The sequence below is a fragment of the Sphingomonas sp. Leaf10 genome (genome assembly GCF_001421245.1).
Taxonomy (GTDB): domain Bacteria; phylum Pseudomonadota; class Alphaproteobacteria; order Sphingomonadales; family Sphingomonadaceae; genus Sphingomonas.
In genome coordinates, this window is the sequence record NZ_LMKE01000009.1 from 89,960 (window position 1) to 112,143 (window position 22,184).

At 64.6% G+C, this 22,184-nt stretch carries 30 protein-coding genes; 7 read left to right on the top strand and 23 right to left on the bottom strand.

Features of this window, described 5'->3' with window-relative positions:
- Nucleotide 1: 1 nt before the first annotated feature.
- From ASE59_RS08925 to ASE59_RS20050, 23 genes are all read right to left on the bottom strand, one after another.
- Nucleotides 2-238 (bottom strand): hypothetical protein, encoded by a 237-nt coding sequence (locus ASE59_RS08925; protein WP_056455241.1) that lies wholly within the window; start codon nucleotides 236-238, stop codon nucleotides 2-4.
- Between the two features lie 74 nt (nucleotides 239-312).
- The gene (locus ASE59_RS08930) at nucleotides 313-726 is read right to left on the bottom strand and encodes a hypothetical protein (protein ID WP_056455243.1); all 414 of its coding nucleotides are present in this window, start codon (nucleotides 724-726) and stop codon (nucleotides 313-315) included.
- On the bottom strand, nucleotides 726-1,247 hold the full coding sequence (locus tag ASE59_RS08935; RefSeq protein ID WP_056455245.1) for a phage tail tube protein: 522 nt from the start codon (nucleotides 1,245-1,247) through the stop codon (nucleotides 726-728). Before ASE59_RS08935 ends, ASE59_RS08930 begins: the two co-directional genes overlap by 1 nt.
- Nucleotides 1,240-1,656 carry a tail completion protein gp17 gene (gp17, locus tag ASE59_RS08940; protein WP_056455247.1) on the bottom strand — a complete coding sequence of 139 codons (417 nt, stop codon included), beginning with the start codon at nucleotides 1,654-1,656 and terminating at the stop codon, nucleotides 1,240-1,242. Before gp17 ends, ASE59_RS08935 begins: the two co-directional genes overlap by 8 nt.
- Entirely contained in the window at nucleotides 1,653-2,069 is a 417-nt protein-coding gene (locus tag ASE59_RS08945; protein WP_056455249.1) for an HK97-gp10 family putative phage morphogenesis protein, read from the bottom strand. Before ASE59_RS08945 ends, gp17 begins: the two co-directional genes overlap by 4 nt.
- Nucleotides 2,069-2,425 (bottom strand): head-tail adaptor protein, encoded by a 357-nt coding sequence (locus ASE59_RS08950; protein WP_056455251.1) that lies wholly within the window; start codon nucleotides 2,423-2,425, stop codon nucleotides 2,069-2,071. The genes ASE59_RS08945 and ASE59_RS08950 overlap by 1 nt, the downstream gene beginning before the upstream one ends.
- Entirely contained in the window at nucleotides 2,422-2,709 is a 288-nt protein-coding gene (locus ASE59_RS08955) for a head-tail connector protein (RefSeq protein WP_056455253.1), read from the bottom strand. Before ASE59_RS08955 ends, ASE59_RS08950 begins: the two co-directional genes overlap by 4 nt.
- 82 nt (nucleotides 2,710-2,791) lie before the next feature.
- The gene (locus tag ASE59_RS08960) at nucleotides 2,792-3,322 is read right to left on the bottom strand and encodes a hypothetical protein (protein ID WP_056455255.1); all 531 of its coding nucleotides are present in this window, start codon (nucleotides 3,320-3,322) and stop codon (nucleotides 2,792-2,794) included.
- A gap of 58 nt (nucleotides 3,323-3,380) precedes the next feature.
- Nucleotides 3,381-4,679 (bottom strand): phage major capsid protein, encoded by a 1,299-nt coding sequence (locus tag ASE59_RS08965; RefSeq protein ID WP_056455257.1) that lies wholly within the window; start codon nucleotides 4,677-4,679, stop codon nucleotides 3,381-3,383.
- 27 nt (nucleotides 4,680-4,706) lie between these two features.
- Nucleotides 4,707-5,333: an HK97 family phage prohead protease gene (locus tag ASE59_RS08970; protein WP_056455259.1), complete on the bottom strand. Its 627-nt coding sequence runs from the start codon at nucleotides 5,331-5,333 to the stop codon at nucleotides 4,707-4,709.
- Nucleotides 5,330-6,613: a phage portal protein gene (locus ASE59_RS08975; RefSeq protein WP_056455330.1), complete on the bottom strand. Its 1,284-nt coding sequence runs from the start codon at nucleotides 6,611-6,613 to the stop codon at nucleotides 5,330-5,332. The genes ASE59_RS08970 and ASE59_RS08975 overlap by 4 nt, the downstream gene beginning before the upstream one ends.
- Complete coding sequence (locus ASE59_RS08980) at nucleotides 6,610-8,301, bottom strand: terminase large subunit (protein ID WP_235515703.1); 1,692 nt, start codon at nucleotides 8,299-8,301, stop codon at nucleotides 6,610-6,612. Before ASE59_RS08980 ends, ASE59_RS08975 begins: the two co-directional genes overlap by 4 nt.
- A 73-nt stretch (nucleotides 8,302-8,374) precedes the next feature.
- Nucleotides 8,375-8,866 carry a hypothetical protein gene (locus tag ASE59_RS08985; protein ID WP_056455262.1) on the bottom strand — a complete coding sequence of 164 codons (492 nt, stop codon included), beginning with the start codon at nucleotides 8,864-8,866 and terminating at the stop codon, nucleotides 8,375-8,377.
- A gap of 79 nt (nucleotides 8,867-8,945) precedes the next feature.
- The gene (locus tag ASE59_RS08990) at nucleotides 8,946-9,299 is read right to left on the bottom strand and encodes an HNH endonuclease (protein ID WP_056455265.1); all 354 of its coding nucleotides are present in this window, start codon (nucleotides 9,297-9,299) and stop codon (nucleotides 8,946-8,948) included.
- 165 nt (nucleotides 9,300-9,464) lie between these two features.
- On the bottom strand, nucleotides 9,465-9,992 hold the full coding sequence (locus tag ASE59_RS08995) for a hypothetical protein (protein WP_235515704.1): 528 nt from the start codon (nucleotides 9,990-9,992) through the stop codon (nucleotides 9,465-9,467).
- A 183-nt stretch (nucleotides 9,993-10,175) separates the two neighbouring features.
- Nucleotides 10,176-12,962, bottom strand: coding sequence for a phage/plasmid primase, P4 family (locus ASE59_RS09000; RefSeq protein WP_156359977.1), 2,787 nt, complete (start codon nucleotides 12,960-12,962; stop codon nucleotides 10,176-10,178).
- Between the two features lie 40 nt (nucleotides 12,963-13,002).
- Nucleotides 13,003-13,512 carry a hypothetical protein gene (locus ASE59_RS09005; RefSeq protein WP_162235285.1) on the bottom strand — a complete coding sequence of 170 codons (510 nt, stop codon included), beginning with the start codon at nucleotides 13,510-13,512 and terminating at the stop codon, nucleotides 13,003-13,005.
- Between the two features lie 80 nt (nucleotides 13,513-13,592).
- Complete coding sequence (dnaN, locus tag ASE59_RS09010) at nucleotides 13,593-14,732, bottom strand: DNA polymerase III subunit beta (protein ID WP_056455271.1); 1,140 nt, start codon at nucleotides 14,730-14,732, stop codon at nucleotides 13,593-13,595.
- Entirely contained in the window at nucleotides 14,729-15,265 is a 537-nt protein-coding gene (locus ASE59_RS09015; RefSeq protein ID WP_056455273.1) for a hypothetical protein, read from the bottom strand. Before ASE59_RS09015 ends, dnaN begins: the two co-directional genes overlap by 4 nt.
- Complete coding sequence (locus ASE59_RS09020; protein ID WP_056455275.1) at nucleotides 15,262-15,552, bottom strand: hypothetical protein; 291 nt, start codon at nucleotides 15,550-15,552, stop codon at nucleotides 15,262-15,264. The genes ASE59_RS09015 and ASE59_RS09020 overlap by 4 nt, the downstream gene beginning before the upstream one ends.
- Nucleotides 15,549-16,022 carry a hypothetical protein gene (locus ASE59_RS09025; RefSeq protein WP_156359978.1) on the bottom strand — a complete coding sequence of 158 codons (474 nt, stop codon included), beginning with the start codon at nucleotides 16,020-16,022 and terminating at the stop codon, nucleotides 15,549-15,551. The genes ASE59_RS09020 and ASE59_RS09025 overlap by 4 nt, the downstream gene beginning before the upstream one ends.
- A complete protein-coding gene (locus ASE59_RS19640; protein WP_056455279.1) occupies nucleotides 16,019-16,213 on the bottom strand; it encodes a hypothetical protein in 195 nt (64 codons plus the stop codon). The genes ASE59_RS09025 and ASE59_RS19640 overlap by 4 nt, the downstream gene beginning before the upstream one ends.
- Entirely contained in the window at nucleotides 16,210-16,431 is a 222-nt protein-coding gene (locus tag ASE59_RS20050; RefSeq protein ID WP_056455281.1) for a hypothetical protein, read from the bottom strand. The genes ASE59_RS19640 and ASE59_RS20050 overlap by 4 nt, the downstream gene beginning before the upstream one ends.
- A gap of 15 nt (nucleotides 16,432-16,446) precedes the next feature.
- Here ASE59_RS20050 and ASE59_RS09040 point away from each other — a divergent pair, with 15 nt between their 5' ends.
- The 7 genes from ASE59_RS09040 (at nucleotide 16,447) to ASE59_RS09070 (ending at nucleotide 22,182) form a co-directional block, all read left to right on the top strand.
- On the top strand, nucleotides 16,447-17,106 hold the full coding sequence (locus tag ASE59_RS09040; protein ID WP_162235286.1) for a LexA family protein: 660 nt from the start codon (nucleotides 16,447-16,449) through the stop codon (nucleotides 17,104-17,106).
- A gap of 354 nt (nucleotides 17,107-17,460) precedes the next feature.
- A complete protein-coding gene (locus tag ASE59_RS09050; protein ID WP_056455287.1) occupies nucleotides 17,461-17,739 on the top strand; it encodes a hypothetical protein in 279 nt (92 codons plus the stop codon).
- On the top strand, nucleotides 17,736-17,876 hold the full coding sequence (locus ASE59_RS19645; protein WP_156359980.1) for a hypothetical protein: 141 nt from the start codon (nucleotides 17,736-17,738) through the stop codon (nucleotides 17,874-17,876). The genes ASE59_RS09050 and ASE59_RS19645 overlap by 4 nt, the downstream gene beginning before the upstream one ends.
- Nucleotides 17,873-18,655, top strand: coding sequence for a 3'-5' exonuclease (locus ASE59_RS09055; RefSeq protein ID WP_056455288.1), 783 nt, complete (start codon nucleotides 17,873-17,875; stop codon nucleotides 18,653-18,655). Before ASE59_RS19645 ends, ASE59_RS09055 begins: the two co-directional genes overlap by 4 nt.
- 112 nt (nucleotides 18,656-18,767) lie before the next feature.
- Nucleotides 18,768-19,382 carry a hypothetical protein gene (locus ASE59_RS09060; protein WP_056455290.1) on the top strand — a complete coding sequence of 205 codons (615 nt, stop codon included), beginning with the start codon at nucleotides 18,768-18,770 and terminating at the stop codon, nucleotides 19,380-19,382.
- The gene (locus ASE59_RS09065) at nucleotides 19,379-21,154 is read left to right on the top strand and encodes a DNA cytosine methyltransferase (protein WP_056455292.1); all 1,776 of its coding nucleotides are present in this window, start codon (nucleotides 19,379-19,381) and stop codon (nucleotides 21,152-21,154) included. Before ASE59_RS09060 ends, ASE59_RS09065 begins: the two co-directional genes overlap by 4 nt.
- Nucleotides 21,151-22,182: a hypothetical protein gene (locus tag ASE59_RS09070; RefSeq protein WP_056455294.1), complete on the top strand. Its 1,032-nt coding sequence runs from the start codon at nucleotides 21,151-21,153 to the stop codon at nucleotides 22,180-22,182. The genes ASE59_RS09065 and ASE59_RS09070 overlap by 4 nt, the downstream gene beginning before the upstream one ends.
- Nucleotides 22,183-22,184: the final 2 nt, after the last annotated feature.

The following is a 22,184-nucleotide window of genomic DNA, read 5'->3' on the forward strand; positions in this document are numbered from 1 at the left end:
ACTACCGACGCCGCTCGACCTTCCTGATCGTCATCGGCACGCCCGCCGCACGCATCGTCTCGAACACGGCAAGCTGTTCCATCGGGGTCTGCCGGCCTCGCTTTTCGCGACCGAGCATCGCTTCAGCGTAGTGCGAAAAGCCCCGCAGATTATCCACACGGGCGAACCGTTCGGTCGCCCACGCACCGTATAGCACCCGCTCCCGATCGCGGCGGAGCGCGTCAGCCGCACCCCGCATGGCCGCCCCGTACGTCGCCTGACACTGGTCCCAGAACGACGACGGCGGAAACCCCGCCGCCGCCCATGCCCGCTCTAGGGCTTCCCAGTCGGTCGGCGCGTACGGGTCGACGGCTTTTTTGGCGCCAGGCCGCCCTCCTCGACGACCCGATCGGCGGCAGCGGCGATGGCGGTACCGATAATCTCGCCGAACCGCTTGAACCCGAGGTCGTCGATGATGTCGTTGACCTCTGCCATACCGACGCCCGGATGATGCTTGGCGAGACCATGAAGGGCGAACGACCGCAGGGTGCCGATGCGCAGATCGCGTGCCGCTGCCGCCATCTTCGCCTTGTCGTCGACATCACCCAAGCCGACCGACGGCATCGCGTCCTGAAGGATCGCGAAAAACCCCTTGTCGTGCTCTTCCTCCAACGCGCACTGGGCCGCGGTTCCAATGAACAGCGTCCAGCGCGCGCCCATGGCGTCGAACGGGACTTCTCCACGCATTACGCGCCGGCCCCTTCCTCAGCCGGAACGGAGGCGGCAGCGGCAGGCGCGGCATCGCTTAACGCGGGCAATGCGGGACCGGCCGCTTCATCGGTCGCCCCGGTGAAGCGGACGTTGACGGTCTGCGTCATGCGGTCGCCAATCGGGACGGCTCGGCTACGGCTCTTGACGATCAGGAACCCGTCGATGACCCACGATGCATCTTCGCCCGCCGGGACGATCGCCCGATACGGCCGCACCTTGCCGTCATTATGCGCTGCGCGGATCAGCTTGTCCGTGTCGGAGCCGGGAATATAGTTCAGCGTAATCGAACCTTCGCCGGGTTCGATCATGCCGGCCTTGTATTCCTTCCGACGCTTCGGCGATTTGAAGTGGGTTACCTCGACATCGTCCGCCGTTTCCTCGGCGAACGGGATTTCCGTCACTTCGTCGAGTTCCTTCAACGTGCCAGTGGCATCGCCGAGCCAGAATTCGGTACCGTAGCCGATCTGGGCTTCGCTGTTGCCGGTTTCATCAACCATTATTCTGCTCCTGCAATGAATTCGTGTACGTGAACTGGATGTCGATGATCTGGCGGTAGAGGTCGGTGCCGTCGCCTGTTTCCTCGCGTTCGGCGCGGACCGACACGTCCTTCCCACGCTGGAACCGGACCCCATCGATCGCCGCCGCTGGCACGACCGCTGTAATGACAGCGTCGCGAAGCAGCAGCGACGCGGCGAAATCATTGGCCCAGACATCGATCTGGATGCGGGCGACCGTGGGCTGGAAACCCTTCATGTGCTGCCCGCGCCGGTCGGAAATGGTATGGAGCGTGATCGCCGGCAGCGTGGCACCCTGCACCCGCCGCATCCAATCGACCCGCGTTCCCACGGCTGCGCTGACCGGCGCCGCCGACAGCAACCGCTTGGCCAGCGCCGCTTCGAAACTCATTGCGCCGCTTCCCTAACCAATGCCGCCAGCCCGGCGACGACGATTCCGATCGCCTCCGCGCCCTTTGCGTCCACCGCCGGGCGGGCGAACGGTTGCGGTGCCGAATGCGAGGTGCCCCATTCGAGCAGGTGCATCGTCGACCCGGCACCGCCCCGGCGCGGGCCGATGAAGATCGACACGTCGCGTGGCCCCATGCCGTCGAGCACGAACCCCGGCGAGTTGGTCACTGTGATCGTGCGGCGGTGTCGGCCTGTGTCGACCGGGATCAACCGGCGCTGCTCGGTGGCGATGACGTTGGCCGCAACCCGCAACACCCCATCGACCTTGCGGCGCGGCGTCGCATTCGCAAGGCGCGTCAGCTTGCGGTCCAACTGGCGGAAACCAGTCGTCCCGAACGACCCGGCCTTGCCCATCAGCGAACGATCCGAACGACGCCGATGTCGATCGCATCTTGCCGCCCTACCGGCACGACCGAGACGATCTCCCACAACTGTCCGTCGGGGCGCGCGGGGCAGCGAAGGCGGTCCTTTACGCTAAGCCCGCCGACCGCATCCGGGTCTATTTTCGAATCCCAGCGGATTCGGAACAGAGCGGGCATGGCGGCCGCCGTTTCCGCATTCGAATACCGCTCGCGGCCCGGCGAGCCAATGAACTGGGCAGAACGCTTCCAGACCACGATGGGCGGGCCGGGCACGTTCTGCGTACCGTTATGAACCGGCGGGCCTGGCCGCTCGATCTGAATACGCTTATCCAGACGCGACGGCTTCATACCAGCGTCCGCCGATATGGATCGCACACGACCATGGCCGGCGCGAGCGAGGTGGCCGCCTCGCCATCCCGCAACCGGTCGAACGCGCCGGCATACAGCAGCACACCATGTAATAGCGGCGCGGGTACGGTCTCGGGATCAGCCCCGGCGATCGTCCGACCCGTATATTGCTCAACCCACTGCACCCCCGCCTGAAGCGCGAGGTTGAGGGTATCGTCCTGATCTTCGTTGTCCGCATCATAGCGGAGGAAGGCCTTGACCAATTCCAGCGTCAGCGTGGGCATGTCAGGCGCGTCCTACAGTCGATGGGATCGGAGATAGCGGCGGTGATGGGGCGGTCAGCACGAACGCCGCCGCCCCACGGCATCAGTTGCTGGTCCGGGAACGCCGCGTGGTCTGCGTCGGCTCTTCGGCCGCCACCGGTTCCGCCGCCTGCGCGGGTTCCTCCGCCTGCGACTGATCGGCCGCCTGCGACTGGTCGGACGGCTCGGCCGCCGGGGCTTCGGCGAAGCGCTGCGCCAGCGCGGCCACTTCACCGCGCATGGCTTCCAGCCCGTCCGTCAGCGTGCTGACCTGACCCTGAAGGTCCGCGATCGTGGTCGCGGCTTCCTGACCGGCTGCGTCACGCTCCTGCGTCAGCGTGCCGATCTGTTCGCGCATCGCGTCGCGATCGCTGCCCAGCGCCGCAACCTGATCGCGCAAATCTGCGATCGTGACGGCGGCATCGTCGACCGGCGGCGGCGGGGCCTCGTCTGCATCGCCGATTTCCATCAGCGCGCCAAGCCGCACCAGATGATCGACCGCGTTCGGGTCGGCGATGCGGGTGCCGGTTTCGGGATCGCCCGGCTTGTAGAACTTGTCGCCCTGATGGGCTTCCATCACCTGATACTTCTTCATGTTCGGTCCTTCCGAAACGGGTACGGGCGACCGCTGACCGGCCGCCCGCGTTGGTCGATCAGAACGTGCCCTTGATCAGGGCGGCGGGGCGCTTGACCGCGAGCGCGACGCGCTCTTCCGCACGCATGGTCAGCAGGTTCTTTTCGAAGTCGTCCGCGTTCTCGGACGAAATCAGCACCTCGACCGCGAGCCGGTCGTAGAGCGTCGCCGCCATCTTGAAGGCGCCAGCCAGGAAGCTGCCGATTGCCATGCTGTTGGTCGGTACCACCCGCTTGCCCCACAGGGTCGGCCCGGCCATGGCGAGCGGGTTGGCGAAGATATAGCCGCCCGCGCTATCCTTGGTCAGTTCGATCACCGCCCAGTCGGTTTCCGACGTGACGATCGCGTCCGACGGATACAGGCCGAGGCTGGCCTGCAACAGCGCGAGGCGCAGCTTGTCGATCCGGGTCATGTTCGGGATCGTCACGTTTGCCGGCGCGGCATAGGCGGTCGCCTGCAGCATCAGGCCCAGCAGGTTTTCGCCGGTCCCGTCGCCGTTGAGGATCTGTGCATCCTCGGCCAGCGCGAGGCCGTAACGCATTTCGCTGTCGACCTCGCCTTGCAGACGCGGCGCGTCGTCGAGCGCCTGCCGGGTGATCTTGGCGAGGTGCGCGATCGTCTTGACGTTCGCGGTCGCCTTTTCCCATCCGTAGTTGCTGTACGGCTTCTGCGCGCCTTCCGCGACCGGGGCGGCGTTGTTCTGCCGGACGGTCTGCTTGGCATATTCGGCGGTGCCGGTGGTGATCGGCACGACGGTCAGCAGATCGCGCACCACCAGATCGGGGCGCTTCGGCAGGTCGATCGGATCGGTCTCGCGCTGCCGCCAGATCATGCCGCCGGCCGAACCGCTGGCGGTGGTGATCGCCTTCAATTCGATCCGGGCGGACGGGCGTTCCTTGCGCGACAGCGCCTTTACGTCGTCATTGTCGGCCAGCTGCTTGCCCCAGCTATCCATGTCGAGCGAACCGCGACCGGCCGGGCGATCGGCCTTCTGTTCCAGTTCGTCGAGCCGCGACTTGACCTCGGTGATGACGTTCAGTTCGGTCAGCGCCTTGTCGGCGTTGGCCTTCGTTTCGCCGGCGACTTCGCCGAGACGCTTGATCTCGGTATCGGCCTTTTCCGCCAGCTTGCGGACATCGCTCAACGACTTTTCGAAGAACGTCTTGAGTTCGGTGCCGATCTCGCTCGCCGACTTGCCCTCAAGGGACGGAAACGGGTGGCCCTGACCATCACGCATGTAGCGGCCCTTGGCGCGCTCGGCAGCGGTCATCGGTCCGAGCAGCGCCCGCGCGCTGCCCAGCAAAAACGTCTTACGCATATGTGCCCTTTCGGCAGAGAGGAAGGATCAGCCGGCCCAGCTTTTGAAAAGCTCGGCCAGGTCGTCGTTCGCCTTCGCCTCGGGCTCCCCCCGAAGATGCGGCGCTGCCTTGCCCGCGATGGCGGCGGCCAAGGACTTGGAGAAACCGCCGCTATCGCGCAGCCATTCCTCGAACTGGCGAACGGTCGGCATCCCGCCGGCCTCCACCAGAGATTTGATATTGGTCACGATGGCGCGGTCGTTCATCCCGACCGGGACCAACGACACCTCGTGCAGCGCCATTTCAAGCAACTGGCGCGCCTTGCCTTCATACCGGTGCTTGAGCGTCCGATACCCGACCGACAGGCCCGGCAGCGCTCCGGCTTCCGCCAACGCATGCGCCTCGCGGCCGGCTTCCGACTTCATCGCGATCCGGCCCTCGACATGCAGGCCGGTCGACGATTCTTCGAACTTCGACCATCCACCGATCGGACGCTTGTGGTCGTGGAACAGCAGCATCGGCACCGAGGCACGGCCGGCAACGGCCTTGGTCAGCGCGCCCGGCATGATCACGTCGCCACCGAAGTCGACGTTGCCATATCCAGCGGCGATACCCGCGATGTAACCGGCTTCGTCGATCGCCTTGATCTCGAAGCCGAAGCCGAGTTCGCTCATTCTTCGTTCTCCGGTGGGGTGATGTCGGTCGGGCTTTTGCCAAGCGGTTCGTCCTGCATCTGGCGATAGATCTGGTCGCCACCGGCAACCGGCGCCCAGCCTTCCATCGCGCGGACCTGATTGACCGTCATGAACGGCTTCATCAGGTTGTAATACCGCGCGCGACCCTCGCTATCAGCGCGCAGGAAGCCTTCGATATTGAACCGGATTTTCAAGCCGCGCTGCCGATCGGCACGGGTCAGCAACTGCTTTCCCAAGGCGCTCTCGATCCGCTTCAAACGCTTGTGCATCTTGAATTTGACCAGCGAGAGTGTCTGGTCGGAAATGCTGCTGCCGAGCTTCGTATTGCCGGCAGTGATGCCGACCAGATGCGGGTCGACTTCGAAAATCTGGCAAATGATCGTCATGCCCAGTTGGCGACTGGTGACCAGTTCGGCGTCGACCGGGTCGATCGCGATCTTCTCCCACGTCAGCCCGTTATCGAGCAGCATCGGCCGCCCGGCATTCGCGGCGCCGACGAACTTGTCGCCCAGCAACTGCTCGAGCACGCCGCGCTGCTCGCCGGTCAACGGCTTGTCCGTCTTGAGCACGCCGCTCGACCGGACACCATTGGCGAACAGCGCGTCGGCCGACGCCTCGGTCGCCAACGCCTGCCGCAGCGCGCGCCGATACGTGCCGATGGTCGACGCGCCGCCCAGCGCGTCACCGCCGCGACCGCGAATATGCAGCATCTCTTCGACGCCGACCGTGATCGTCCGGCTGTCGATCGTCCATTGGTATTGAAGCTGGCCGGTCGGCAGGCGGGTGACGCGGACGATATCGGGATGCAGCGGCAGCAATGACGTGATCGTGCCGTCGCCGCGCTTGCTGATCCGGGCATAGGCATTGCCGCGCCATTCAAGGCTCTCGACGATGAATTCCCAGAAATCGAACGCCGATTGGTCGTAATTCGGGCTGTCGTGCAGCAGCCAGTAGAGCGGGTGTTCCGGGAACGCCACGTCGACGCCGTCGACCTCGCGCAGCACGTGCAGCGGCAGGCCGGCGATGTTGCCCGCCCAGAACGCGACACACGCGCCGGCCGTCGCCAGCCCTTCGACATTGCCATCGCCGAGCGACTGGCCGTCCCGGAACTGGGCGACCGAGACCCGGTTGATCTCGAAATCGTTGCGGTTGGCGGTCGCGACGGTGTCGCCGACCCAACCGCTGACGATCTCTTTCCGCTCGGTCGCCCAGCGGCGTTCCTGCTCGGCCGCGCGTGCGGACAGCATATAGCCCGTCATGCCGTCGCCCGAAGCGATGCGATCCAATCGTCCACATTGCCTCCCATGGCTTCCGGATTGCGGCTCATCAGCATGGCCGCGTTGAACATGGCCGCCAGCGGATCGATCTTCGCTGACGGCTCGCGCTTGACGATCGCCACGGCGGTCGCGCCGCGCGGCTCCATCTTCGCGTTACCCACACACCAGCGCATCAGCGCCGTGCCTGCGTGCCGCATCGTCCGCGCCGCGAGCTTGCGGGCGGTCGCCTTGACCACGCTCGATAGTTTGAACCCCTGTCCGATAGCGACCATCTGCTCGTCGGTGAATTCCGACGACGCCAGTTCGTCGACCAGCACCGACACGCCGACCGGGTCCAGCCCGATCGCGCCTTCCGCCGGGAACAGCCCGGCGTCGCGGACGCGGACCAGAATGTCCGCCACACCGCGCAAATCCTCGGTCAGTTCAGCGTCGGCATCATCGGCGGCATCCGCAGCGTCGACATCGATCGTTGCGAACTCCGGCAATTCGCACCGGGTGAGCGACCCTTCCTTGACCAGTTCGTCCAGCTTGGTGGCAATGTCCTGCCTCCGCTTCCAGACGATCGACCATGCCCACGCATGGCACCATACCAGCCACCGTTTCGAACCCTTCTCGCGGCCAATCAGGCACAGGCCCAACAGGTCGTCGAGACCGCCGCCGTCGATCCCGGCGACCACCACCTCACAGCGGGCAAGGAACGCGTCGATCATTGCCAGGGCGGTTTCCGCCGCCCCGTCCCAGAACACCGCTCCGGTCCACTGGTCGCGGGCGAGGCGCATCCCGATTTCGACATTCAGGTGCTTGGCAAGGAACACCTGCTTGCTGCCATCCTCGCCCTGCACAGCCTCGGCCAACTTTTCTGCGAGCCAGACCGCATCGACCGACCGGCCAATGTTCGGGTTGGTGACGTAGAAATTTTCCGGATTCAAATAGGCTTCGGCCTCGATCATCGCCGCCGGCCATTCGTACAACACACCCAGCTTGCGGGGGTCGACTATCGTGCCGTCGCGAACGCCACGGAAGATATCGAGCTTGGCTTTGAATATCCCGCGAGGGGCTTCGTCGCTGTGGGTCGTCAGGAACACGACGAACCCTTCTGGCCGGCTGACCATGCCGCCGGTCGCTTCCATCAGCATCGCGTCGGCCTTCGGGTTCTTCCCGAAAATCCACAGTTCCTCGACTAGAATGAAGGCGGCTTTCTTGCCCGACACGATATCCGTGTCGGCCGCGACCACCTTCAATTCCGCCTCGGTCACACGATGCTTGATGACCCGTTGATGCTCGATGACGTGCAGCAATTCCCGCAACTTCGGGTCGTGCCGCACCATCCCCATCGCCGGGGTAAAGACGTTGTTCGCCACCTCCTTTGTGGGCGCCAGCACCAGCAATTCGGCGCTGTGCCGCCAGTTGCGGACCAACGCCGTGACCATGATCCCAGCGGCGATCGTCGATTTGGCGTTCTTCTTGCTGATCAACAGCATGAATTCGGTGATCAGCCGGCGGCCGGTCTCGGCATCGTAGGCCCCAAAGATCGCGGCGACGAAGTCGAACACGAACGGCTCGCACGCCTCGCCAAACGTCGGCATGCCCGGCACGTCGACGATCCGCAGGGACTTGAATACGGCCAGCGCCGCGTCAGCCTCCGCCTGAAACAGCGGTGCGATCGGCACCAGCGAGCGCCGCTCAACGATTCGCGTTTCCCAGTCGGGACACGCGGTTGACCAGATTGGCGGCTTCATCGCGTCAGTTCACCAGTCGCGACGGCGGGCGCGGCGGCGCATAGATGCCGTCCACCTGTGCAGCGGCTTCGATCGCAGCTTCCTTTTTCCCCTTGCGGGGGCGGGGCTGTTGCGACTGGGCCGCCGGTTCAGGCGATGCGACCGTCTGCGATAGAGCGCGGAGCCGCGCCTTTTCGAGCCGCTTGATCAGTTCCTTTTCAGCGGCAACATTGCCGCTTTCAGCGGATCGGTTGAGCCGAGCCAACTGCGTCATCTCCATCCGCAGTTCGGCCGCATCACGCTTTGCGACCTCGGCAAAATAATGTTTGCGCAACGTCGGGACCGAGACCCCGATCGCCGTTGCCGCCTCTTTCACACTACGGCGCATCGCGAACGCGATCAGCACCTTGTTCGAGTTTTCGCGGCTCCACTGATGCTCCGGCCGCCCACGACCTTCCTCGCGCGGCACAACGGGATCGCCGAACAGGTCGACCTCTGGAATTCCCCTGTCCGACAAAAAAATTCTCCGCGTGGCATCGGATGCGGTCTAGGCCACCGGCACCCCTTGGACTTTTCACCCCCCCCGGTCCTGCCGGTCAGCGGTCGCCGCGCCGCTCCTGCCGTTGCTTCCGGCTGTCGTGGCACGGCTTGCACAACGTCTGGAGGTTGCGTTCATCCCAAAACAGCTTCTCATCCCCACGGTGCGCACGCCGATGGTCGGCGACCAGCAACGACGTGTCGGCCTCGACACGACCGCACCCTTGCCACTGGCACGTGAACAGATCGCGGGTCAGCACCGCGTACCGCAATGCCTGCCAGCGTGCCGTCTTGTACCAGCGCCGCCAGTCCTGCCGGTCCCGGTCCGCGTCATATGCCTGCCGCCCCGAAGGCGCGGACAGCTTCGAGCGGAGAGGCGACAGTCTGGGCTTGAGCGTTGTCAGCTTTGCCATGGCACAAACGCGCAGCGCCCCGCCGGACCGAGGCCAGACGGGGCGCTGCGAGGCTCAGGGAGGATTGGGGTTGCTGTGCCGTTCCCGAAGGCCCGTCCCAGCATGACGGGAAATAGGCGAAAAATTAGCGATAGGCGAACAGGTAAAATGTTCGCCGACGCACTTTTACCCCATTGACACGTCGCGCTGTGGATTTCCGCCATTTACCGCGTTGCAGATCGCGGTGATCGCACGCCCGTACCGCATCCGAAGGCCATCCGCACCCTTCGTCAACCCCATGACCGGTAGCAGCTTGCTCCACCGCACCTCGCGAGTGCCACGCGCCAACTGGGCAATGGCAAGCCCAATCAGCTTCCGGTCAACCGGGTCCACACGATCAAGCCAGGCGAACGCCTCTTCCATCTCCGCCACATCCTGCCGGGTCATCGCGGCCGAGCGCAGGGCTACATCGCTGCTACTGCCATCGCCCCCGCGCGCATCGTAATCGCCTGCCAACACATCGCGCGTGATCTCCGGCCATGCCGAACGGATGCGTTGCCATCCGCGCTCGCGGTCCGGGTAGCGCTGGCAGGTGCGCACTGCCTCGACCAGACGGTCTTCCACATCCTCGAACCCCAGTATGGGAGGATAGGATTGACCTTCCCGAACGATGGGAGGGTAATTGGGAGGATAGAATGTAGTGTTATCAGTCATTTAGGTATCTTTCGGGAGGGTGGGAAGGAAAACGCGGGTGATTCTCGCACGCGCGCCCGCATATCTGTGCGCTATGGAACCGGGCTGCATTCTGCCTCCCAAGCTCCCACAACCTCCCAAACCCGCAGAAAACCGCCATTCCCAAGGTATCGCGATCCTCCCATCGGCGGGAGGATGGGAGGATCAGGGCGGAATATCATCTTCATCGAACCCCGAATTGGAGGGTCCGGGGGGCGCATTTCCGCCGGCCTTGCGGCGCGGCGGCGGCAGGTCGTTCTCAACCGGCCGACCATCCCGCACGAAGTCGTCAGCCGCATATAGCGGCCAGATATCGCCCCATACCATCGAACTGGACTTGCGCTTGCGGAAAGATTTTCGCTCCAACTGCGACGCCAGATATTTCGGCGACCATGGCTTGCCGCTCGCCGGCAGCAACTGCGCCCACGTCTGCCATGCTGCGAACAATTCGTGCAGCGCACTCGACCCAATCGTCTCGCCCGGCACGCGCTCGATACAGAGCGACAGGAACTTGCCGAGGATGTCGTTCTCATCGAGATACGCCTCGGTCGCCTCCTTGATCGTCTCGGGCAGCGGCAGGCCGGTCCCAAGATACTGGATCGCACCCCGGACCATCCGGTTCAGGATGCCGCTCGCTTCCTGCACCAGCTTCGCTTTCAGTTGCGGGTCCTGTTCCTCATCCGGGATGATCACGTCCCATGGGACCAACTGCATCCGTCGTCGGATACCGTGATCGGTACCGATGCCGGGCTTGGTGTTGGCGATGATCGTGTTCTTGAACGTGATGATCAGTTCGAATGGCGGCTTCATCAGCTCGCGCACGCCGCCTTTCGGTTCGTCGCTGGTCAATTCTTTGACCAGACCGTCGCTGAACTTGCTCCCATGCTCCGCTTCGTTCGCATAGACCATGCGCCGGCCGGCGAGCGCCGCCAGATCGGGCGAGGCGTCCGAACCTTTGCGCGACCGCTCCGAATCCATGAACGTGTTGATGCTGGCGGCCCAGGCATAGTCGCCGAGGATCGCGCGCTTCGTATTGATCCACACGCCCTTGCCGTTCGCTCCTTCGCCATAGAAGATCGCCATCTTCTGGGCGCTGGCATCGCCGAGCATATTGTACCCGGCCCACACGTCGAGGAACCCGCGCATCTCATCTTTCGGCTGCACGCGAGCGAGGAACGCATCGTAGGACGGACACGTCGCCGTGGGATCGAAAATCGCCGTGCCAGCCTTCGTGATGCGATGCCGGCGTTGCGGTTCGACAAGGCGAACGCTGGCCTTTCGATCACCGTCCGGCCGGGTGAATTCAAGCGTCCCGTTCGCCATGTTGACCAGCAGCGGGTCCGCGTCGAAATCCGCCGGCCGCGCTGACAGGCGCGCCTCTGCCAGCTTCGGCAGGCTCGAGATATGTCCGGCACCTTCAGACGTGCGACCCCATTTGCTGATCGTGCTCGACAGAGTGATGACCGTCCCGTCGCGCAGCACCTTCAACACGCGATCAAGCCGCCGCTGTTGCTGCGCCTCGTGGGCGAGTATCTGGGACGCATCCAGTCCGTCCGGCGCCGGCTCGGGCACGCCGCTTGCCTCGACGAACGCCGCCTCCTCCTGTATCGCGCGCATCGTGTCCTGCACCGCGCGGCCGAGCAGGCTGACCGCCATGTCGCGGTTCCAGCGACGCCCGTCCCATGCCAGCCAGCCCCATTGCTCGACATAGAGGAAATCCCGGCCGTACCTCCGTAGGAACCTTTGCAGGTTGCCAAGGTCGGTTTGCGGCAGGAACGCACATTCCTGCGTCAGTTCATCGTCCCCGGCCCCCTTTCTACCGACATGTACATCCGCGCCTCCCGCTTGGGAGGATGGCTTGCCATCAACCGTCGAACCGGGGGCGGGGGGAGAAGATCGGGAGGATCGAGGTGGCCCGCGTTCCCGGCGGGAACGCGATGATGCCGCGATCTCTGCGAGATCGCGAGGATTTGCTAGTCCGGCTGTCCATCCGCTGTCGATCGTGGCGATCAACTGGCGCTCATCATCACTGCCGGGGTTGGCACGCGCGGCCGCCTCAACGCTGCTACGCGCGACGACTTCGGACAGCGCGCCGGCCGCGACCAGCGTTGCCACCTTGAACGCGCCCTCATTCAACCGCGCATTGCGCTGTCCCGAGGCAGCCGTCTGGATATCCCGGCATTCGCCGTCGAGCGCGGCGAGCGCGTATTTACGAACATCATCGTCAACGTCGCCGACAACCGGCGCAGCCCCCGTAACGCGGCGCTGCGCCGGACGGTCCGCGACGGGCTTTGTCCGATCGCGCAATATACGCACCAAGGAAGCCGGTGCTTCGGCGACCGCATCGATATCTCCCCAGTCGCCCGACAGCCAGCGATAGGCCCCAGGCCCTTTCTTTCCCCCCTGATCCAGATCGCCGGTCCGTTCGGATGGCGGGGCGATGATATATCCGCCTTGCCCACGGACATCGATATGCTTGGGTAGATTGCCACGGTTGCCGATCGGATCGCCCGCTGGCATCCGGAACCAATGATGCTCACCGCCGGACGGCGTAACAGACGTGAGCGTTGCTGGCAGCGCCTCGCCCATCTGGGCGAGCAACGCCGTCTTCAGCCGGTCGACCGTCCATGTGTCGGACAGGACCTCGCCCGTTTCGGGATCGACGGTTTCGTCGACGCGCGGATCGAAATCGAGGTGCAGCAGGCCGCTAATCCCCGAGTGCAGCCCGATCTGGGCGACCGGCCAACGACGCCACCAAGCCTCGATCTGGGCTTCGTCGCACGTCGCCTTGTGCAGGCCGCCGCTATTCTTGATGACATTACCGTCGTCGTCCCGGTCACCACCGACTAAGGGGCGGCCGTTCTGGACGTTGCACGGAAAGACGAACCACCCCCGACGTGCGAAAGCGATCGCCGCCTGCCCCATGGGCGACAGCGTGGAATTGGACGACACGGTATCGGTCCCCTGTTCGCGCAGATGCGCGGGGTTGATGTCAGGCGAGCAGCGCCTTGAACTGGGCGAGTTTCTCTTCGGCCGCCGTTGCGCGGACTTCCGCCGCCTCCGCGCGTTCGATCAGTGCGACCAGTTCCGCCGAATGATCGGCGCGATCGTCAAAAGCCGCGCGCAGGTGATCGAGCAACGCCGGCACGCCGATCGTGCAGAGGTCGACCGTCACCACATTTGATGCGGGCAGCGCGATTTCGCGGTCAATCAATTCGGCCGCAGCCTGACCGATAGAAATGCCTTTGGACTGGGCCAATTCCTCGACCTTCCGAATGGCGTTCTGCGCGGCGGCAGGGAGCTGGATCGATTTTGCGGGCATCGGTGCGGGTTCCTTGCTGATAGCGGGCGCAACCGGCGCCGACGAAGAGTTTGGGGGGACCGGGGGTTCCCAGTCGGCAGGGCGCGGTCGCCCATCGCGGCAATAGGGGCACAGGCCACCGACCAAGCGAGGCATCCACCATTCGCATTCGTCGCACTCGCCAGCGACGCCGACAGCCATCGGTTGCGACGCTTCAGCAATGCCACGGGCGATCCGATCCGCTTCGATCTGCGCGGCAAAATCGACGACATCAGACATGGTCAGACCGCCATCGGCATGATGACGAACGTCGCGGCCGAATTCTCGCGGTCACGCCACAACACCGCCCCCTTGGGATCGGTGAATGTTGCCTCGACCTCGATCGAGGTCAGGTGCGCCAAGATTTCGAGGAGGTACCGGGAATTGAAGCCGATGGTCAGCGGTGCTGCCGACCACTCGCACGGAATTTCTTCATCGCCCGTGCCGTGCTCGGCGCTGGACACCGACAACGCGACTGCGTCGGCGCGGATGCTCATCTTCACCGCGCGGACCTTGTCGCTTGATACCGTCGTCACCCGATTGATCGCAGCGATCAGGGTTTCCCGGTCAACCTTCAGCAAACCATCGTGATGCGTGGGAATAACCCGCGTGTAATCGGGGAACGTACCGTCGATCACCTTCGCCTGAAGCGTCGTTTCCCCTATCTCGAACACGACGGCCGACGAACAGGCACGAACGGTCACTTGCCCTTCGTGGCGCCCGAGCAGGGTCACCAGAACCTTGACGGTTTTCGTCGGTATGATGATGTCCGGTAGCGTTCTAGCCCCATCGGGCAACGCTACGACGCCACGAGCGAGGCGATGCCCGTCGGTCGCCGCGAACCGCAAATCCGCCCCGCCGGCCGTGTGAACAAGCACACCGCCGAGGTAATAGCGCGTCTCATCCGACGACACGGCGAACGCCACGGTCGAGAAAGCCGCCGCCAGATTGAAGGCTGGTATCTCGAACTCCGCGTCCCACACCTTTTCCGGAGCCGCCGGGAAATCGTCCGCCAGCAACGTTGGCAACGTGAAGCGCGACCGGCCGGCACTGACCGTCAGCTTTCCATCCGTCAGCGCCAGGCGCACCGGGTCGCTGACCGTCAGCTTGTCGGCAATCTTGGCCAGCGTGCCGGCATGAACAGTGATCCGCATCGGATCGGCGTCGCCATCGAGCGTGACGTGGCGTTCGGCCCAGCTATCCAGATCGGTCCCGCTCAACACCAACGCCGTGGGCGTTACCGTTATCAGCACGTTCGACAGCAACGGAATCGTCGTGCGCTTCTCTACGATATCGCCAACGTCCTTCAGCCCTGCGCGCAAGCTGGGCGCGTCGATTTCGAACGACCGCGTCACGGTCGCGCCAGATGCCCTCTTCGTCATGCTGCAATTCCCGTGATATGGCCGGTCGCCACGATGATGATGCGGCGCTGCGTTGGCGCCGCCACTTTCTGGACGCGGATCAGATGCGCCGCCGTCATCGAGACCAGCGCGTCCCGCACTTGCTCGACAGTCAGACCCGAACGAACTGCCAATTGTCGATCGGTTGGACAGGGCCGACCGTGATGCGCAAAGCGTGTGAGCACCGGCAGCAGCGCGTCCGTGGTCGCCGCCTCATCCAACGTCAGGTCAACCGGCGCCAGCGCCAGGGTCGCCCGCACCGGACGCGTCAGGGCTGTAGGTGCGGCAGTTCGATGCGCGGTGTAGTTGAAAAAGCTGGCATCCAGCGCCGATCGCTTCTGCGACAGCGTCACCAACCCCCGGTCGGCCAGTTGGCGCATGTGCTTGCCCGCGCGACACCCCGCCGGCAGGAACTGGCGCGACGCATAGACGAACCGATCGCCCGGACGTGCGACTTCAATCCATGCGTCGATACGCGCCGGGTCCGCGACCATTCCGGGGGCTTCGTCGATCACGCTGCTTGCCGCATCGTCCGTGCGGGCACCGGATCACCCCAACGACCGCGAGCTTGCGACGACCAATCGCGCACCAGCACCGCATGGCCAGTGGCGCACGCGATCGCGAAGCGTTCGTCGGCGCCGGGGATCAATTCCCCGGTTATCAGGCGATCAACCCGCCCCGCATCCAGCCCGGCCGCGCCCAGCGCACGGCTTGCGCGTGCGGGCGTCGCACCGGTCAGGAACGCCGCCAGACGCCGCGCCCCTTCGTTCGGCACCTGCGCTGGCAGGTACAGCTTCGTCATGCGTCCTCTCCCACGATCAGCGCCAGTTCGGCGTCCATCTGCATCGCAACCGCGACCAACTGGCGGACCTCTTCGCGCGCCTTGCGCGCTTCCGCCGCGCACAGCCGCCCGTCCGCCAGACCAAGGCACAGCGCGGTCGTCAGTTCGCTGCTCTCGCGCGACTGCGACGCAAGCAGCGTCAGCAGGTCGGCACCCGCCGCAACGGACGCCGGCACCATGACCACTGCCGCGCCGGCCTCGACCGCCAGATGCCGGGTGACGATTGGGTCGCCAACTACCGCTTCGAGGTCGCGGATGACATCGATCGGCGCGAAACGGTCGGCATCGGCAGGCGCCAACGACGCATATTGCGCCAGCGCTGTCTTGCCCGTCCGACAAAAGTCAGCCGCCGCTTCCAACTTGCCAATTCGCTCGATCAATTCGCCGGTACGGATTTTGAGCATCCGTCCACGCACCGCGGGACTGGTCACTTCTCGCTCCCGAAGTCGCTGGAAAAATCAGCGGACGTTCCAGATGCGGAATGATGAGGGGCGCGATACGAAAAGCCATCATGCAGCCCGATCCGATCCGTATTGCACCAGTCACGCCGCTTGCGCCGGGCTTCCATGACGGCAATCGGCGCAGCGACGGCCGCGATCAGCAGTACGACCGCAGCGTTCATGCTGGCACCTGTTCGGCGACGTGGCCGGTCTCGAAGTCGACGGACTTGCCCGCCGCTTCAGCGGCCAACCTCAAATGATCGGCGCGGGAAGGGGTCATACCGATGCGCCGCCAGCTATGGACCGTCGAGGTCGGCAGCTTCAGCAGCTTGGCGACGGCGGTCGTGCCGTCCAAACCCGCGAGCACGCGGCATGTGATCTCAGGGGAAACCGTGTCCATGTCCGCGATAATGCGATGATCGCACTTCTATCGCAAGCGGAATTTTGCGATAATGGCATTTGCGATGTTCGCAACCATCCGCTTCATAGAACGATGGCCAGTATCCACCTTCCGGGCGAACTTCGCGAACTGATGAAGCGTCACGGCAAGCGCAACATCGACCTTGCGAACCTCCTAAACATCGACCCGACAGCAGTCTCGAAGATACTGACCGGGAAGCGCGTGCTGAAGGCGCAGGAGGCGGCTGCAATCCATGACTGGCTCGGAACGGCCGTCTCAATCGATGCGCCCATTGCAACACCGATTCCCATCATCGGGCAGGTAAGCGGCGGGAATTGGCGGGAAGCGATTCAGCAGCCTATTGGTCATCTTCCGTCACCCGACCCTTCTATTCCGAAGGGGGCATTCGCACTCCGGGTGGTCGGCGACTCGATGGATCGGTACGTAGAAGATGGCGGGACTGTAGTCGTTGACCCAAGCGATAGAGCACTGTTCCCAGGCCGCTTCTACGTCGTTTTGAATGACGAAGGCGAGACGACGTTCAAGCAGTTCGCCAACGACCCGGCGCGCCTTGTCCCTTGCTCGAACAACAGGGCGCACGTCGATATCACGATCGGCGACGGCACCGCGTTCTCGATCGTCGGCCGCGTCATCTGGCGCGCCTCGCGCATGTAGCGCTGGCCATAGCGTCGTAATCCCGAAGAACCTGCACATCGCCCGGAACGGTAATAAAGAGCTGACCGCGTTCGTCCCGCGATGCCAGATCGGCAGCCTCTAGATCAAGGCAGGCCTCATTGAACCGCTCCCGCCATGGGCCGACTGGGCGGTCAAAACACCTTGCGCGATACCACGACACGACAAACATCGCCTTCCCCTTCTGTCCCGAAACTGCGCGATAAAACTGGAACAAAAAAAGAACGATATCAATCCGGAAACGGCAATATGCTATCATCGCATTTTCTAGATTGACGCAGACAATGCGATGATCGCATTATAGCTTCCGCCGGATGCACCGGCCGGAGTTGCCGAATGCAAACCCCATTCATCACGGACTTGTACGCCACCGCGCGCACGCTGACCGGCGTCGGCGTCCCCAACGCCGCGCTCGCGATCCGCTACCTCGACCACGACGGCGTGCAGGTCGGCACGTCGATCGTCACCGCCGCTGACCTCGCCGAACAGGCTCGCGCAATGCTGGCCGTGGCGGAGGCCGCCATCCTTTGCGCGGCCGGCGCTGACGGCGCCGCCCCCGTCATCCACCACCACTTCCCGATCATGCGCGACGTTCGCGTGGCGGACGCCGCGTGATCGCGCTTACCTGTCACGCGCTGTTCGTCAGCGCCTTCGTCGTCGCAGTCGGCTCGATCGCCACGACGATCATCCCCCAGGCGAACCGCATCGCTCGCATTCTGCGGCGCGCCCCCGAATGGAGTGCCAACGCATGAGCCATTTTATCATGCTCGACCTCGAAACGCTCGGCACCGTACCCGGCTGCTCAATCGTATCGATCGGCGCAGCCCACGCTTCATACGAAGGGTATATCCTCAACCGCTTTTACACGGTCGTCTCGCGCGATAGCTGCCGCGAGTATCATCTGCACGAAGAGGGCAGCACCCTCGACTGGTGGGCAGCCCAGTCCGAAGCGGCGCGCGCCATACTGTCAACCGAACAGCAGGCCGCTGCGCCTTCACTGGTAGAAGCACTCGACGCGTTCAATGCCTTCGTCCGCTACTGCGGACCGAACGTCGAGGTGTACGGTAACGGCAGCGACTTCGACAATGCGATCCTGAACGCGGCCGCGATGTCAGCCGGAGTGAAGCCGGCATGGCCGCCGTTCGGACATCGCTGCTACCGGACCATGAAGTCGTTGACGCCACACGTCAAAATCGATCGGACCGGAACCCATCACAACGCGCTCGATGATGCGGTTTCGCAGGCCGAACATTTGGGGCGAGTCCGCCGCGCGTTGACTGTAACGACAGATCGGATCGAGGCCATCGACCAGTTCATCAACTGGATGGCCGATCACTACCGCGAGCGCACGTCCCACAAACGCTTCGGCATCCGGTGGCATTCCATGTCGCGGGCTGCGGCGCTGTCCTACGCACACGCGACCTATGACGCCGCGGTGCTGGACGGCTCGCTGGCCCCGTACGCCGAAGAACTGGACCGTGATAACGCGGCGGTGCTGGTCGACGAAGACCTGCACTGTTGGGCGGACTGATGCCCCGCCCCGCCGTCCGACGCCCCAGCCTGTGGCGCATCCTCATCGCGGTCCTGTCGCTGGCGCTGCTCGCCACCCTGACCGCTGCCCTCTCGATCCTGCGAGGCAACCAGTGACCGACACCACCGAAGCGCCCTTGCCGCGCACCCCCGCCCGGTTTTTTTTCGAAACCGGCTATTTCGCTGCCTATGCCGAAGCAAGCATTCGTGCCGGCAACCGCGCCCCGTTCGAACTGACCGACGCGATCGTCGATCGCGCATGGGACATCGCGCCCAACGCGCACCCCGACCACAACGAGTTCGATCGCCACCTGTCGGCCGCCGACAGCGCCGACGCCCGCTTGGCAGAGGCAGAGGCGAACTATCGTGCGCACTGGACCGCCGATCGGGAATCGACCGGCACGCACGAGGAACTGGCGACCTGCGCCGAAAACCTTCGCCGGTTCGGTGCCGAACTGTTCCCGGCGAACCGCAACGGGCAAGGTCACTTCGCTCGCATCATCATGGATACGGTCGCCAACTCGATCGACGCGTACCTTGAACGCAAGGCCGCCAACGCGCTGTTTATCGTCTGGTCGCCGGACGGAGGACCGTCGCCGACTGTCGAACATAAGGCCCACGCGGGAGCGCATCGCGCCGCGCAGCTTCTGGCAAAGCAGCACCCCGGCAAGACGTTCATCGTCATGGCGAAGAGCGGCCGGCGCATCCGCGCGGAGGCGGCAGCATGATGCGCCCCCTCATCATCGACAACTTCGCTGGCGGGGGCGGCGCGTCGACCGGGCTGGAAGCGGCGTTCGGCCGATCGGTCGACGTGGCAGTGAACCACGACGAAGCGGCGGTGGCGGTTCATGCTGCCAACCATCCACACACCAAGCACCTGTGCCAGTCGATCATGTCGATCGATCCGCTCGACGCTACCGGCAGCGCGCCCGTACTGCTTGTTTGGTTCTCCCCCGACTGCAAGCACCACAGCAAGGCGAAGGGCGGGAAGCCGCGCGACAAGAACATCCGCGACCTGGCGCACATCGTGCCGCACTGGATCGACCGCCTGAAGCGCGCGACGCCCGGCGGCAGCGGCGCGCCGATGGTCATCATGTTGGAGAACGTCGAAGAGTTCCGCCAGTGGGGGCCGCTCGACGCCGAAGGCAAGCCGATCAAGGAACGGCAGGGCGAGGAGTTCAAGCTCTGGGTCGCCCGCATCCGGCGGCAGGGGTACAAGGTCGAATGGCGCGAACTGGTCGCCGCCGACTATGACGGCGAAGTTCTGCCGGCCGCGCCGACCAGTCGCAAGCGTCTATTCCTGATCGCCCGCCGCGACGGCCGCCCGATCGTCTGGCCGACCCCGACGCGCGGCAAGGCCGGATCGCCGGACGTGGAAGCGGGCAAGCTGCTACCGCGCCGTACGGCGGCCGAGTGCATCGACTGGTCGATCGAGTGCCCCTCGATCTTCGATCGCACCCGCGACCTGAAACCGGCGACGTGCCGCCGCATCGCGGCAGGCGTGATGCGCTACGTCGTGAACAGCGCGCGCCCGTTCATCGTGCCGGTGACCCATTCGGGCGGCGTTCGCGTCCATCCGGTCGACGAACCGGCGCGGACCATCACCGGGGCGCACCGGGGCGAAATGGCGGTCGCGGTGCCGCACGTCATGACGATGCGCAACGCGGGCAAGCCGTACACCGCGATCGACGAACCGACGCACACCATCACCGCCGGCGGCGCGCATCAGAATCTAGTGGCGGCGAACATGCTTCGCCTGCGTCGGCATTCGGTCGGGGACGACGCCCGGGCACCGCTCGGCACGGTGACGTGCGGCGGTCATCACGGACTGGTCGCGGGCGCGCTGGCGATGCTGGGTCACGGCGAGCGTCGCCCCGGAGAAACTGCGCGCAGCCCGGCGCTGGACGAACCGATCAGCACCGTCATGGCAGGCGGCGGCAAGCACGCCGCCGTCGCCGCCTTCATGGCGCAGCACAACACCGGCATGGTCGGCAACGCTGCCGACAAGCCGCTGTCGACGATCGTCCATCGCGGCACGCAACAGCAGCTTGTGCAGACAGTGCTGGTCGACGCCGACGCGCTGCCCGCAGACATGCTCGATCGCGCGGTTCAGACTGCCGCGTTCCTTGTAAAATACTACGGCAACGAGGCAGAGGGGCAGGCCATCGACCGGCCGCTCGGGACGGTCACGACGCGCGACCGCTTTGCCGTGGTGACGGTGACGATCGACACCGCGACCTATGTGCTGGTCGACATCGGTATGCGGATGCTGACCCCGCGCGAACTGGCAACGGCACAGGGATTCCCGGCCAGCTACATCCTCGATCCGACATGCTGGTACGTCACCGACAACGGCAACCGCCGCTACGGCCCGCTCCCGAAGTCGCACCAGATCGCGAAGATCGGCAACTCGGTCTGCCCGAACATGTCCGAGGTGCTGGCCCGCGCCAACCTTCCCGAACACTGCACCGGCTACGTGCCGGCAACGGAGGCCGCATGACCCCCACGAACGACGCGCCGGTGACGGTGGAGCAACTGGAAATGCAAGCGCATCGGCTCGACCGCATCCGTGAGGACAACGACAAGCCGACCCTTACCGATCAAGCCGTACTGCGCGAGACGGCGGATATGCTTCGCCGCCTTGCCGCCCTCGCCTCCGCGCCTGCCGGGAAGCTGAACCGGGACTTCACCGCCCGCCGGATCAAGGAATTGATGGACGAAGGCGACGGATTCTGGACCGCCTGTTCGGGCTGTCAGGAAAGCTGCGACGGGTACGTTTCCGAGCGCGACTATCCCTTTGACCCAATATTCCGATGCCAGCCCGGCGGCGGGTGCAGCGAATGCGGCGGCATTGGCGTCCTGTGGGATGATGGGCGCGGTTACGACGACATTACCGGCGACGCAGAACCCGCCTCCGCGCCTGCCGGGGATGGGGTGGAGGCCGAATGCGATAAGCGTTTGGTTATAGTGACGGATGACTTCGATCGTGGGTGGAATGCTGCTCTATCCAGCATTCGCGATCATTTTGCTGGATCGACTACAGGACAGGGTGTGGAAGCTATGCGCGCGGCCCTTGAGCGGTCGCGCGAAGGTTGGTCGAATGCTATCGAGTTTGGCATAATCCCGCCGCAGCATCGGAACGCGGCGAAAATACTTGCCGACGAATGCACCGCAGCCCTCGCCCGCCCGCGCGCAGCGGTGGGGTCGGTCAAGGTCGAGCGTGTCGAAACTGTGCCGCTATTGCACCCCTTCGACGACAGCGAAACGCCGCCCATCTGGCGTATCGTCATCGACGGATATTGCGCGGACTTTGAAGTAGAACAGGCGGCGCGCAACTTTGCGGCTGCGATCGAACGGATGAACGGCCCGCGCGCAGCGGTGGGGCAGCGGAATGACCTGATCGAAATCGTAACCGAATCGATCCACCATTACGTGGCAGACGATGCCGGAACCGCGCGGGATTGTGCCGCCCACGCCGTCACCCGCATCCTAGCCCTGCAATCCCCGCCCGCGAAGGTGGAGGGGTGACA